The organism is Avibacterium endocarditidis (assembly GCF_965138825.1).
GTDB classification, from domain to species: Bacteria; Pseudomonadota; Gammaproteobacteria; order Enterobacterales; family Pasteurellaceae; genus Avibacterium; species Avibacterium endocarditidis.
In genome coordinates this window covers 1-12,404 of record NZ_CBCSDH010000009.1, presented here as the reverse complement: position 1 = coordinate 12,404, position 12,404 = coordinate 1, and the positions used below count along the sequence as shown (strand labels likewise).

The 12,404-nt window shown below is 42.3% G+C and carries 13 protein-coding genes and 1 pseudogene; 7 read left to right on the top strand and 7 right to left on the bottom strand.

The annotated features are described in order from the left end of the window. Positions 1 to 136: 136 nt before the first annotated feature. Positions 137 to 982, top strand: a complete 846-nt coding sequence (locus ACNAV8_RS06570) for a MurR/RpiR family transcriptional regulator (RefSeq protein ID WP_103853868.1) — start codon at positions 137 to 139, stop codon at positions 980 to 982. A 58-nt stretch (positions 983 to 1,040) separates the two neighbouring features. Here ACNAV8_RS06570 and rplS read toward each other — a convergent pair whose 3' ends face one another. From rplS to rpsP, 4 genes are all read right to left on the bottom strand, one after another. Next, positions 1,041 to 1,391, bottom strand: coding sequence for a 50S ribosomal protein L19 (gene rplS, locus ACNAV8_RS06565; protein WP_103855379.1), 351 nt, complete (start codon positions 1,389 to 1,391; stop codon positions 1,041 to 1,043). 65 nt (positions 1,392 to 1,456) lie between these two features. Then, positions 1,457 to 2,209, bottom strand: a complete 753-nt coding sequence (gene trmD / locus ACNAV8_RS06560; protein ID WP_415777415.1) for a tRNA (guanosine(37)-N1)-methyltransferase TrmD — start codon at positions 2,207 to 2,209, stop codon at positions 1,457 to 1,459. A 62-nt stretch (positions 2,210 to 2,271) separates the two neighbouring features. Further along, positions 2,272 to 2,799, bottom strand: coding sequence for a ribosome maturation factor RimM (gene rimM / locus ACNAV8_RS06555; protein WP_103853871.1), 528 nt, complete (start codon positions 2,797 to 2,799; stop codon positions 2,272 to 2,274). A gap of 31 nt (positions 2,800 to 2,830) precedes the next feature. After that, the gene (gene rpsP, locus ACNAV8_RS06550; protein ID WP_194751023.1) at positions 2,831 to 3,082 is read right to left on the bottom strand and encodes a 30S ribosomal protein S16; all 252 of its coding nucleotides are present in this window, start codon (positions 3,080 to 3,082) and stop codon (positions 2,831 to 2,833) included. Between the two features lie 224 nt (positions 3,083 to 3,306). Between rpsP and ACNAV8_RS06545 the strand changes: the two genes are divergently transcribed. Continuing rightward, positions 3,307 to 4,326, top strand: a complete 1,020-nt coding sequence (locus tag ACNAV8_RS06545) for a glycosyltransferase family 9 protein (protein ID WP_415777442.1) — start codon at positions 3,307 to 3,309, stop codon at positions 4,324 to 4,326. Positions 4,327 to 4,409: 83 nt separating this feature from the next. Here the strand turns inward: ACNAV8_RS06545 and ACNAV8_RS06540 are convergent, their stop codons facing one another. Both ACNAV8_RS06540 and yczE read right to left on the bottom strand, forming a co-directional pair. Further along, a complete protein-coding gene (locus ACNAV8_RS06540) occupies positions 4,410 to 5,171 on the bottom strand; it encodes a glycosyltransferase family 2 protein (RefSeq protein ID WP_103855378.1) in 762 nt (253 codons plus the stop codon). A gap of 85 nt (positions 5,172 to 5,256) precedes the next feature. Beyond that, complete coding sequence (yczE, locus tag ACNAV8_RS06535; RefSeq protein ID WP_103855377.1) at positions 5,257 to 5,907, bottom strand: membrane protein YczE; 651 nt, start codon at positions 5,905 to 5,907, stop codon at positions 5,257 to 5,259. Positions 5,908 to 6,148: 241 nt separating this feature from the next. Here yczE and ACNAV8_RS06530 point away from each other — a divergent pair, with 241 nt between their 5' ends. From ACNAV8_RS06530 to dusA, 5 genes are all read left to right on the top strand, one after another. Beyond that, positions 6,149 to 7,393, top strand: a complete 1,245-nt coding sequence (locus ACNAV8_RS06530; RefSeq protein WP_103855376.1) for a NupC/NupG family nucleoside CNT transporter — start codon at positions 6,149 to 6,151, stop codon at positions 7,391 to 7,393. A gap of 206 nt (positions 7,394 to 7,599) precedes the next feature. Beyond that, positions 7,600 to 8,838, top strand: coding sequence for a phosphopentomutase (deoB, locus tag ACNAV8_RS06525; protein WP_103855375.1), 1,239 nt, complete (start codon positions 7,600 to 7,602; stop codon positions 8,836 to 8,838). Positions 8,839 to 8,855: 17 nt separating this feature from the next. Continuing rightward, a complete protein-coding gene (gene deoD, locus ACNAV8_RS06520) occupies positions 8,856 to 9,572 on the top strand; it encodes a purine-nucleoside phosphorylase (RefSeq protein WP_103855374.1) in 717 nt (238 codons plus the stop codon). A gap of 154 nt (positions 9,573 to 9,726) precedes the next feature. Continuing rightward, positions 9,727 to 11,133 carry a chloride channel protein gene (locus ACNAV8_RS06515; RefSeq protein ID WP_415777413.1) on the top strand — a complete coding sequence of 469 codons (1,407 nt, stop codon included), beginning with the start codon at positions 9,727 to 9,729 and terminating at the stop codon, positions 11,131 to 11,133. Further along, on the top strand, positions 11,133 to 12,131 hold the full coding sequence (gene dusA, locus ACNAV8_RS06510) for a tRNA dihydrouridine(20/20a) synthase DusA (protein WP_103855372.1): 999 nt from the start codon (positions 11,133 to 11,135) through the stop codon (positions 12,129 to 12,131). The genes ACNAV8_RS06515 and dusA overlap by 1 nt, the downstream gene beginning before the upstream one ends. A gap of 52 nt (positions 12,132 to 12,183) precedes the next feature. On the opposite strand, the pseudogene ACNAV8_RS06505 reads toward dusA, so the two are convergent. After that, positions 12,184 to 12,404, bottom strand: a pseudogene (locus ACNAV8_RS06505) (transposase); the annotation flags it as partial.

Sequence of the window (12,404 nt, the reverse complement as noted above, 5' to 3'; positions counted from 1 at the left end):
GATCACAAAGATTTTCACCTATCCCAAGAAAACTACGACTTCATCTTAAAATTTAGCAAAGAACATTTTCTGTTCAGATGAAATTTTTGCTATTATGAACCAAGTTATAAAATACTTATTTCGTTAGGAAGGTAGAATGCAAAATAACTCTCAGTTAGTCCAATTACAAAATGAAATCCGTGCGCGTTACGACAGTTTAAGTAAACGTTTAAAGCAAGTGGCACAGTATGTGCTAGATAACAGTAATAGTGTGGTGTTTGATACTGTTGCTACCATTTCTGAACGAGCCGATGTGCCGCCTTCCACCTTAATTCGTTTCGCTAATGCTTTTGGCTTCAGTGGATTTAATGAAATGAAGCAGATCTTCCGTGAAAACCTAATGGAAGAAACGGCAAATTATACTGAACGTTTACAACTTTTTCGTCAGCTTGAACCCGAACAAGCCAATCAAGAAAGTGCGGTGGATATTTTGAATATTTTTGCTCAAGCGAATTATCAAGCGTTACAGCAATTAGCTAGCCAAACCTCTGAGCAGGAAATACAGCAAGCAGTGGAAATTTTAAACAATGCAAACAATATTTTCATTATTGGCTTAAAACGTTCCTTTAGCATTGCGAGCTATTTAGACTATGCCCTGCACCACTTAGACTGCCGTTCATTTTTAATCAATGGATTAGGGGGAATGTTTGATGAACAACTTAATTTAGTTAAAGAGGGTGATGTCGTCATTGCGATTAGCTTTTCACCTTATGCAAAAGAAACAGTAGATATTATGCACACTACGGCAAATAAAGGCGTAAAACAAATTGCGATCACGGATAGCCAAATTAGCCCTTTAATCGCCTTCAGCGATGTTTCTTTTGTCATTAAAGAAGCCCAAGTACGCGGTTTTCGCTCACAATGTGCAACAATGACTTTAGTACAAACTTTGGCAATTGCACTTGCGTTAAAGAAAGAATTGCCTCCTTTAGAAAATAAATAATAGATAAACAAAAAGGCTTGAGATTGCTCTCAAGCCCTTGTCATTTTCGCTTGGAAAATTAATCACCAAGACGCTCTTTAATACGTGCAGATTTACCTGAACGTTCGCGTAAGTAGTAAAGTTTCGCTTTACGCACTGCACCTTTACGTTTCACGGCGATGCTGTCGATAACTGGTGAGTGAGTTTGGAATACACGCTCAACGCCTACACCGTTAGATACTTTGCGTAAAGTGAATGCACTGTGCAAGCCGCGGTTACGAATTGCAATAACCACGCCTTCGAATGCTTGCAGACGACGTTTACTTCCTTCAACAACCCATACTTTAACTTCTAAAGTATCACCTGGGCGGAAGCTAGGTACATTTTGTTTTAATTGTTCTTGTTCAATTTGTTTAATGATGTTACTCATTGTGTAATCCTTCTAAGATCCTAGTATTAACTGATGATTTTGCGAATGGTTAAACTCGCAATCAACTAATCAACTTTATTTGCTTGCTGTTCAAGTTTGACTTGCACCAGCAGTTTCCGTTGTTCGTCAGTCAGAGCTAGGCTTTCCAATAGCTCAGGGCGTCTTAACCAGGTTCGCAATAACGATTGTTTTAATCGCCATTTACGAATTTCTGCGTGGTTACCCGACATCAACACCGCAGGCACTGACATTCCGTCTAGCACCTCTGGCCGAGTATAGTGCGGGCAATCTAATAAACCGTCAGCAAAAGAATCTTCTTCTGCAGAGGCTTGCTTGCCTAGCACTCCTGGAATAAACCTTGCAACGGCATCAATTAATGTCATTGCTGGCAGCTCTCCCCCCGTAAGAACGTAATCACCCACTGACCATTCTTCATCAATTTCAGTTTGGATTACTCGCTCATCAATGCCTTCATAACGCCCGCAGACGAAAATCAATTTCTGATTTTTTGCCAGCTCTGTTACGCCATTTTGATCGAGTTTACGTCCTTGTGGCGAAAGATAAATCACCTTTGCCCCTTCTCCTGCTGCCGTTTTAGCCGCTTGGATTGCATCACGCAATGGTTGCACCATCATCAACATTCCAGGCCCACCGCCATAAGGACGGTCATCAACGGTTTTATGTTTATCCGTGGTGAAATCACGCGGATTCCAACACTGTACTTGCAAGAGATTTTGTTTTACGGCTCTGCCCGTTACCCCATACTCAGTAATCGCTTTAAACATTTCGGGGAACAATGAAACAAGACCAATCCACATTGTTATTTTCCTAATTTGTAGGCTCGAAATGCTACAACCTAAAGCTCACTGTATGCCTGAGTTTAGAAACCAGCGTCCCAATCCACTTCAATAGTCTTGGTGGTGAGATCTACTCTTTTAACTACTTGTTCATACAAAAACGGAATTAACCGTTCTTGTTTTCCAAAAGCATCTTTCTGACTTGCTCGCACAACTAATACATCATTTGAGCCAGTTTCCATCATTTCAGCCACCGTTCCCATATTGTAACCTTGTAGATTCACCACTTGGCAGCCAATTAAATCGTGCCAATAATAATCCCCCTCTTCAAGTTCAGGGAATACAGATAGATCTACGCCAATTTCAACATTAGTGAGGGTTTGTGCGATTTCACGATCATTAATGCCTTTTAATTTAACAATAAGTTCGTGATTATGATGTTTCCAACTTTCTAATTCTGTTGGCTGCCATTGGCCTTTAATTTTTAAAAACCAAGGTTGATAATCAAAAATGCTTTCGGCTTGTTCTGTTGATGAATAAATGCGTAACCAACCACGAATTCCGTATGTTGAGCCTAATTTGCCAACGACTTCAATTCTTTGTTGCGTCATTTTATTCACCTATAAACCTTAAAAACTGCAATTAAGCTGCAGCTTTTTGAGCTTCTTTTACCAAAGAGCTAACGCGATCTGATAAGCTTGCTCCTTTCTCAACCCAAGCATTTACACGCTCAAGATTGATACGAAGACGCTCAGCATTACCTGCCGCTAAAGGGTTGAAAAAGCCAACACGCTCAATAAAACGACCATCGCGTGGGCAACGGCTGTCAGCAACTACAATTTGGTAAAATGGGCGTTTTTTAGAACCGCCACGAGATAAACGAATGGTTACCATAACCTTCCTCTAATTAATTAATACTAAAAGAAAACCCACATCGAAGGCGTGGGAATGCTTACTTTTTTCTCTGTATATATAGACAAAAAGCCTGTGGATTGTACTCTTTTTTATGAAAAAAGCAAGGTAAATAGTGCGCTGAAGTGAATTATTCTTTAATAAAAACGTCTTCCTTTGCTACAATGTCGCAATCTATTTAAAAATAACCTGTGAACGTTAGAATGATGCAAAAACTTTTGGTAATCCGCAACGACAAACTGGGCGATTTTATGCTGATATTTCCCGCCTTAGCGTTGATAAAAAAGGCAAATCCTCAGTTAAAAATCACCGCACTTGTGCCTAAATATACCGCGCCAATGGCTGAGCTTTGTCCTTACATTGATGACATTATTATTGATGTGCAAGATAAAAAAGATAAAACCCAATTTAAGCAAGTCTTACAGGCCATTAAAGCAGCGCATTTTGACGGTGTGATCAGCTTTTTCTCTAATTGGCATAATGCAAAATTGGTGTGGCTAAGTGGCATTAAATATCGTCTTGCACCTGCGACAAAATTGGCGCAACTGGCTTATAACCATCGTTTAACTCAACGCCGTTCACGTTCCCTTAAGCCAGAATTTGAATACAATTTGGATCTGGCAAGGGCGTTTTTACAGGCGCAGCATTTGCCGATTACTGAACCGCACGCGCCTTATCTAGTCGTTCCACAAGAGATTTTACAAGCGCAAAAAAGTAAGTTCCAACAGCAGTTAGGGATTGTACAAAATAAAAAATGGATTTTCCTACATAGTGGCACGGGCGGTTCGGCAAATAGCCTTTCTTTAGCGCAATACGCCGAATTAATTCAAGATATTTTGCAACAATTTGATGCCTATATTGTTCTTACTGCAGGGCCAAATGAAAGCGAACAGGCGCATCAATTAGCCCAATTAGTGAATAATCCCAATGTGGTGATTTATGATAAGAATGAAGGGTTAGTGGATTTCACTTATTCTTTGGCTTGCGCAGATTTGTTTATCGCAGGTTCAACAGGGCCATTACACATTTGCGGTGCATTAAATGTGCCAACCATTGGTTTTTTTCCAAGCCATCGTTCCGCAACCCCATTGCGCTGGCAGCCAATTAATGATCCTTCACGCCATTTGGCTTTTTGTCCGCCAAATGAAGAGAAAGAACTGGCGAATATTCAAATAAATAAAATACTGCCACAAATTCAATCGTTTATTGTAAAACAATGGGCATAAATTGATAACGAGAAATAAAAAAGTGCGGTGAAAAAATTGCTAATTTTTCACCGCACTTTTTCTTCTGTATTTATGATTTATTACTATTTTTTACGCGTTCTAATCCACAAATCGGCATATTTAACAAAGGTAGAATGCCCTGAAAGCACGGCTAATAAAAAGCCTTCTTTGCCATCTAAAAATCCTGCTTTTAATAGATACATTTTGGCGAAAGTCGCAATGCCGTGCGTAATCCCTTGAAACAGCGTGGCTTTTTTGCCTTGTCTATGGCGCTGTTCCGCCCAAGCTTGCGCATAGTTAGCCGATTTCACCAAGTAATGATGCAAATTTTTATAAGGATAATGCAACAAGTTACCCGCCAATTTTTCCACTTTTGTATTGACAGGATACACCACTTTTTCGTGAACTAAGGCATCGTTATAGCCTGCATACTGGGTTTGATACAAACGCACTACATAATCAGGATACCAACCCGAATGGCGAATTAAGCGCCCGAACACTTCGCTAATGCGTGGAATATCGTACACCACATTCGGCAAATTGTTTGCCACCGCTTGCTGAATATTTTCCCGTAACTCATCGGTTACCCGTTCATCAGCGTCTAGCCATAGCACATAATCGGACGTAACATATTGCTGGGCAAGTTGGCGTTGTTTGCCAAAGCCTTGCCAATCGGTATTTTCATAGAATTTCGCGCCATATTGTAGGGCGATTTCTTTGGTATTATCGGTACTGCCCGAATCTAAAATCACAATCTCGTCCACCCAATCTTTCACACTGGCTAAGCATTGTGCAAGATCTTGCTGTTCATTTTTTACAATCATTGCAACGCTAATGGTTGGCATAATTTATCCCTTTTTTAAAATCACTTTTGCGCTAGTGTAACGGATCTTTGCTGAAAAGAAAAAAGAATGAAAAAATCACCGCACTTTATTTTTCAGGGGATAAGCAATTAACCATTATGCTTAATGTTGCTTGCACCACCCAGCCAATAGAAAAAGCAAACAATAATGTGCCAATGCCCACTGTGCCGCCGAGCATAAAGCCTAATACACAAACGGTAACTTCCATAATGGTTCTGACAATACCAACCTTGCAGTGAAAGCGGTGGCAAAGCCCAACCATTAGTCCATCTCTTGGTCCGCCACCTTGATGGCAGGTGAGATAAAACGCGGAGGCGATCCCAAAGAGCAAAATCCCGATGATGGCATAGCCAATACGCAATAGAATTCCACTTGGAGCTGGCAGAAAAGCAACACTAATGCCTAAAGCCAAGGCAACCAAAAGCATATTTAAGATTGTCCCTAAGCCGACACGGAGTTTGAGTGGCAGCCACATTAGCATCACCAATGCGCTAATCAATAATGATGCCCAGCCTACGCTAAATCCTGCCTGTAACGCAATGCCTTGTGAAAGTACTGTCCAAGGGGCTGAGCCGAGGTTAGAAAGCAAAAGCAATCCTTCGCCAAGCCCTAAAATCAATAAAGAAAGGATAAGTACGCATAAGGGCTGAAGCTCCACAGACCAGAAGTTTTTTGCTGTCCAAGGCGTTTTAGGGAGAACTTTAAATTGATTTTTCATAAATAAATTTGTCGTAAATTTGCACCGCACTTTTAGTTGTGATGATAAAGGAAATTTGCCTAAATCCCAACTTCTTAATCTCTATAACATATAGCTAAAACGTTTAAGAAATTGTTGCTTTTTACAGCAAAGCAATCGCTTGCCTTCACATTTTTGTACATTTTTGCAAGCATTTCATTACAAAAAACAGTAGAATTAGCTCGCTTTTTTATATCAATTTTACATTTAAGGAAATTCTAATATGAGTAGCTTAATAAGTGTGCTAGGCATTGTTGTACTTCTTGCTATTGCCGTTCTATTATCTAGCAATCGCCGTGCGATTAGTTTGCGTACTGTGGGCGGTGCGTTATTAATTCAAATCCTAATCGGTGCGTTTATTTTGTATGTGCCCGTGGGGCGTGAAATCTTACTTGCCTTGTCAAACGGAGTCAGCACCGTAATTAGCTATGGTAACGAAGGAACAAATTTCTTATTTGGTGGCTTAGCTGACGTTGAAAAATCGGGTTTTATTTTTGCTGTTAAAGTATTATCCATCATCGTATTCTTCTCAGCGCTCATTTCTCTACTTTACTATATTGGTATTATGCAATTTATTATCCGTATCATTGGCGGTGGCTTACAAAAAATATTAGGTACGTCTAAAGCGGAATCAATGTCCGCTGCGGCAAATATTTTCGTGGGACAAACAGAAGCGCCATTGGTGGTGAAACCTTATATCAGCAAAATGACTGAATCCGAACTCTTTGCTGTGATGTGTGGTGGCTTAGCCTCTATTGCGGGTTCAGTGTTAGCAGGTTACGCAGGCTTAGGTGTGCCATTGCCATACTTAATCGCAGCATCATTTATGGCAGCACCTGCGGGCTTGTTGTTTGCTAAATTGATGGTGCCACAAACAGAAAAATTCAATGATGACATTGAAAAAGTAGATTTGGAACAGCCTTCTAATATTTTAGATGCAGCAGCAGCAGGGGCTTCATCTGGTATGCAGTTGGCAATGAATGTGGGCGCAATGTTGATTGCCTTCGTAGCATTAATTGCCTTAGTCAATGGTTTATTAGGTGGTATCGGCAACTGGTTCGGTATGCCTGAACTTTCTCTTGGCTTAATTTTAGGTTGGATTTTCCGCCCTCTGGCTTGGGTAATTGGTGTACCTTGGGACGACGCTGCGGTTGCAGGTCAAATGATCGGGATTAAATTAGCGGTGAACGAATTTGTTGGCTACTTAGAATTTGCCCCTTACCTTGCTGCGGACGCTGCGGTACAATTAAGCGATAAAACCAAAGCGATTATTACTTTCGCCCTTTGTGGTTTCGCCAACTTCAGCTCTATCGCCATCTTAATCGGTGGATTAGGTGGAATGGCACCAAGCCGCCGTGGTGATATTGCACGTCTTGGTATCAAAGCGGTGATCGCAGGATCATTAGCAAATCTGATGAGTGCAACCATTGCAGGTTTATTTATCGGTTTAAGTGGTGCTGCACTATAAAATGTAAGAAAAGTGCGGTAAAATTTCACCGAATTTTTCGATAACACCACGACATTGTTCGTGGTGTTGTCATATTAAGACAAAGAAAACGTTTGCTATTGTAGATTATTGAACACAGGTAATAAATCTTCTTGAAACATAACGTTCAAAAATAAAGCAAATATTCTGTTATTCTAAAACAGCGTTCAATAATAAAGGAGCTTAAAATGAAACGCGTATTTATAATGATGTTAGATTCTTTCGGTATTGGTTCAAGTGAAGATGCAGAAAAATTTGGCGATAAAGGAGCGAACACCTTAGGCCATATTGCACAACGTTGTGCGGAAGGGCTAGAAGACAAAAATGGCCGCAAAGGCCCACTTCATCTGCCTAACTTTGAAAAACTCGGCTTAGGCTTGGCTGCGAAAGAATCTTGCGGTGAATTGCCAGCGGGTTTTAACCCTACGCCAAATTTAATCGGCGGTTATGCTTATGCAAAAGAAATTTCTTCAGGTAAAGACACTCCATCAGGACACTGGGAGATCGCAGGCGTTCCCGTGTTATTTGATTGGGGCTACTTCCCAGAACACGAAAACAGCTTCCCACAAGCGCTTTTAGATCGTATTGTTGAACGTGCGGGGCTTGATGGCTATCTCGGCAACTGTCATTCTTCTGGCACGGTGATCTTAGATCAGCTTGGTGAAGAACATATGAAAACGGGCAAACCGATTTTCTACACCTCGGCAGATTCCGTTTTCCAAATTGCTTGCCACGAAGAAACCTACGGCTTGGAAAAACTTTACGAATTATGTGAAATCGTGCGTGAAGAACTGGCTGATTACAACATTGGCCGCGTAATCGCTCGCCCATTTGTGGGCAACAAAGCGGGCGAATTTTCTCGCACAGGTAACCGTAAAGACTACGCCATTGAGCCACCTGCCAAAACCGTATTACAAAAACTAGTGGAAGAAAAACAAGGCGATGTGATTTCTATCGGCAAAATTGCGGATATTTACGCACACACGGGAATCACCGAAAAAGTGAAAGCCACGGGCTTGGAAGAATTATTCGACAAAACCCTTGTGGAAGTGAAAAGAGCGGGTGAAAATTCCATTGTTTTCACCAACTTTGTAAACTTTGACTCTGATTTCGGCCATCGCCGTGATGTAGCAGGTTATGCTGCTGCATTAGAATACTTCGACAGCCGTATTCCAGAATTATTAGCCTTAATGAACGAAGATGATTTACTCATTTTCACAGCTGACCACGGTTGCGACCCAACTTGGCACGGCACGGATCACACTCGCGAGCATATCCCTGTGCTATTATACGGTTCGCAAGTGCCAAAACAATTCTTAGGCAAACGCGACACTTTCGCTGACGTAGGGCAAACTGTCGCTGATTATTTTGATCTGCCGCCAATGGATTACGGCAAATCAATCATTGATTTTCACCATCAAGATTAACTTTAAGAGGATAGATTATGACTCCACATATTAACGCACCCGCTGGGGCTTTTGCTGACGTAGTATTAATGCCTGGCGACCCGTTGCGTGCTAAATATATTGCTGAAACCTTTTTAGACGATGCCAAAGAAGTAACCAACGTGCGTAATATGCTTGGCTACACAGGCACATACAAAGGTCGTAAAATCTCTGTAATGGGACACGGAATGGGTATTCCGTCTTGCTCTATTTATGCCAAAGAGCTGATCACTGAATACGGCGTAAAAAAAATTATCCGCGTCGGTTCGTGCGGTGCCGTGCGTCCAGATGTGAAATTGCGTGAAGTGATCATCGGGCTTGGCGCTTGTACGGATTCCAAAGTGAACCGCATTCGCTTTAAAGATAACGATTTTGCTGCTATTGCCGATTTTGATATGACCCAAGCTGCCGTGCAAGCGGCAAAAAACAAAGGCATCAATGTGCGTGTGGGAAACCTTTATTCTGCTGATCTGTTCTATACGCCAGATGTGGAAATGTTTGACGTAATGGAAAAATACGGCATTTTGGGCGTAGAAATGGAAGCCGCGGGCATTTATGGTGTTGCTGCAGAATTTGGTGCAAAAGCCTTAACTATCTGTACCGTATCAGACCACATTCGCACACACGAGCAAACCACCGCAGAAGAACGCCAACTTACGTTCAATGAGATGATTGAAATTGCGTTAGAAAGCGTATTGCTTGGTGATCAAGCTTAATTTTTAACAAAATCTCACCGCACTTTACTTTATTTGCGAAATAAGTGCGGTGATTTTTTTTGCCTATTTTTCATCTTCTTGATCCTTGCCATATCTCACGCACGAAAATATTGCTATAATTTTCCGCAATTTATTTTCATCTCAATCATCTAAAATGTTAAAGCGATTCACCCAAAAAATTCGTCATTTTATTCACCGAAAATTACGCCAAAGCTATCGTATTTCGCGTAAAACCATTGAGTTTTCCTGCTTATTGATCGGCGCGGCGTTGGTGTCCTTATTTTCTCTTGGCTTTGCGAAATTTGCCGATCTTGCCTTACACTGGAATGCCTTATGGACGGCGAAACACCCTTATGCTGTTTGGGTTGTGTTGCCCTTAGGCTTGGCATTTTTAGCTTGGTTTACCGCAAAATATACCCCCTATGTTTCGGGCAGTGGGATTCCGCAAGTGATTGCCTCTATTGATATGCCGTACAGCGCCAATAAAAGCAAGCTCATTGCTTTTGGGCAAACCCTGTGGAAAATTCCACTCACGTTTTTGGCGATGTTATTTGGTGCTTCCGTGGGGCGTGAAGGGCCGTCCGTGCAAGTGGGCGCAGCGGTAATGTATGCGTGGGGCAATGTGTGCCGCCGCCACGGCTTGGCATTCAAGGGCTTAAATGCCAATGAATTAATGGCAACAGGGGCGGCGGGAGGATTGGCTGCGGCGTTCAATGCCCCATTAGGCGGTGTAATTTTTGCCATTGAAGAACTCGGGCGGGGCATTTTATTACGCTGGGAACGTCGTGTATTGCTCGGCGTATTGGCTGCTGGATTTATTTTAGTTGCTATTGAAGGCAATAATCCTTATTTCCCCAATTATCACGGGCAAACTTCCGTACCTCATATGTTTTTATGGGTGATCCTCTGTGGCGTAGTGAGCGGGGTGTTAGGTGGCGTTTTTGCGTGGTTACTCGCCAAAGGCGTTGCAGGCACAGTCCCCGCAAAAATGCGTGGTTGGATCCGCCGCCACCCTATTTACATGGCGTTTATTTTAGGCTTGATTCTTGCAGGACTTGGTACATTCACTCACGGACAAACTTACGGCACGGGTTACGAAGTCGTAACCAAAGCCCTTGATGGTCAAACCGTTGCCTCAGAAGTTGGGATAAGTAAATTATTTGCTACGGTTGCCACTTATTGGACTGGCACGGCAGGCGGCATTTTCACTCCGGCACTCACTACTGGGGCGGGGATTGGTGTTCAAGTTTGGTCGCTTACGGGAGAAATTGTTGATCAACGCCTTTTAGTTTTGCTCTGTATGGCAGCATTTTTGGCGGGAGCAACCCAATCCCCTGTTACGGCAAGTGTGATCGTGATGGAAATGACTGCGAGTGAGCCTGTATTATTTTGGCTCTTGATTTGTAGCCTTATCGCTTCTATTATTTCACGCCAATTTAACGCAAAACCGTTCTATCATTTTGCTGCAGGGCGTTTCCGTCAGCGTATTCAAGAACAGGCAAAGCAAGATGAGCTGAAACAGCAAGAACAGCAAAAAGCCGTACAAGAAGAAAACAAATAATGAATCAACAAAAATCAACAAAAAAAACACCGCACTTTTATCGTGGGCGATTTTCTGTCGCCCCAATGCTCGATTGGACAACCCGCCATTGCCGCTATTTTCATCGCCAATTTAGCCAGCACGCCTTACTTTATACGGAAATGGTCACCACAGGGGCGATCATTCACGCCAAATACGATCATTTAGAATTTGATCTGGTGGAAAATCCTGTGGCACTTCAGCTTGGCGGTAGCGATCCCGATCAGTTGCAACATTGTGCTAGGTTGGCAGAACAACGGGGCTATCAAGAAATTAATCTCAATGTAGGTTGCCCCTCTGATCGCGTACAAAATGGAATGTTTGGTGCGTGCCTAATGGCAAAAGCGGATTTAGTTGTTCAGTGTGTTGAACAAATGCAATCCGCCGTGAACATTCCCGTTACGGTGAAAACGCGTATTGGTATTGATGATTTAGACAGCTATGAATTTCTTTGTGATTTCGTGCAGAAAGTAAGTCAAGCAGGCTGCCAAGAATTGATCGTTCACGCGCGCAAAGCGTGGCTCAGCGGTTTAAGCCCAAAAGAAAATCGCGAAATCCCGCCACTTGATTATGAGCGGGTTTACCAACTGAAACGGGATTTTCCACAATTGTGGATTAGTATTAACGGTGGGATTAAAACCATTGAAGAAATTCAAGCTCATTTGAATTATGTAGATGGCGTAATGGTGGGGCGTGAAGCCTATCAGAACCCAAGTTTATTAGGTTACATTGACCAAGCTTTGTTTGATCCGCAAAGCTCCATTGTGCGCCCAAGAGAAGCGGTGGAAAAAATGTTCCCTTATATTGAGCAACAGCTCACGCAAGGCGTTCACCTCAACCACATCACACGCCATATGCTTGGTGCATTCCAAAACTGTAAAGGCGCACGCCAATGGCGCAGACACCTCAGCGAAAACGCCCATAAAACCGGTGCAGGCATTGAAGTGGTGAAACAAGCTCTAGCCTTTGTGGAAGCCTAATTGTGCTGGATATTGAAGTAAAAAAATGATCTGCACCCCAAATCCTAGAGACCTAGGAAGTTAAATATTGAGCTCTGTATTGCACAGGGCTCAAATTGTTTAACGCGGGTTTAATCCGCACTTCATTATAATAGCGAATATATTCGTGCAGCGCCTCCTCCAGCTCCACGACATTGGTAAAAGATTCGGGTAAAAACATTCCGACTTCACAATGCTAAAAAAGCGCTCTATCACCGCATTATCATCGCAATTCCCCTTGCGACTCATGCTTTG

Bases quoted from the DNA above. Each gene is read 5' to 3' on its own strand.
- ACNAV8_RS06570 (WP_103853868.1), top strand. From the start codon at position 137: ATGCAAAATAACTCTCAGTTAGTCCAATTACAAAATGAAATCCGTGCG.
- rplS (WP_103855379.1), bottom strand. From the start codon at position 1,391: ATGAGTAACATCATTAAACAAATTGAACAAGAACAATTAAAACAAAAT.
- trmD (WP_415777415.1), bottom strand. From the start codon at position 2,209: ATGTGGATTGGTCTTGTTTCATTGTTCCCCGAAATGTTTAAAGCGATT.
- rimM (WP_103853871.1), bottom strand. From the start codon at position 2,799: ATGACGCAACAAAGAATTGAAGTCGTTGGCAAATTAGGCTCAACATAC.
- rpsP (WP_194751023.1), bottom strand. From the start codon at position 3,082: ATGGTAACCATTCGTTTATCTCGTGGCGGTTCTAAAAAACGCCCATTT.
- ACNAV8_RS06545 (WP_415777442.1), top strand. From the start codon at position 3,307: ATGCAAAAACTTTTGGTAATCCGCAACGACAAACTGGGCGATTTTATG.
- ACNAV8_RS06540 (WP_103855378.1), bottom strand. From the start codon at position 5,171: ATGCCAACCATTAGCGTTGCAATGATTGTAAAAAATGAACAGCAAGAT.
- yczE (WP_103855377.1), bottom strand. From the start codon at position 5,907: ATGAAAAATCAATTTAAAGTTCTCCCTAAAACGCCTTGGACAGCAAAA.
- ACNAV8_RS06530 (WP_103855376.1), top strand. From the start codon at position 6,149: ATGAGTAGCTTAATAAGTGTGCTAGGCATTGTTGTACTTCTTGCTATT.
- deoB (WP_103855375.1), top strand. From the start codon at position 7,600: ATGAAACGCGTATTTATAATGATGTTAGATTCTTTCGGTATTGGTTCA.
- deoD (WP_103855374.1), top strand. From the start codon at position 8,856: ATGACTCCACATATTAACGCACCCGCTGGGGCTTTTGCTGACGTAGTA.
- ACNAV8_RS06515 (WP_415777413.1), top strand. From the start codon at position 9,727: ATGTTAAAGCGATTCACCCAAAAAATTCGTCATTTTATTCACCGAAAA.
- dusA (WP_103855372.1), top strand. From the start codon at position 11,133: ATGAATCAACAAAAATCAACAAAAAAAACACCGCACTTTTATCGTGGG.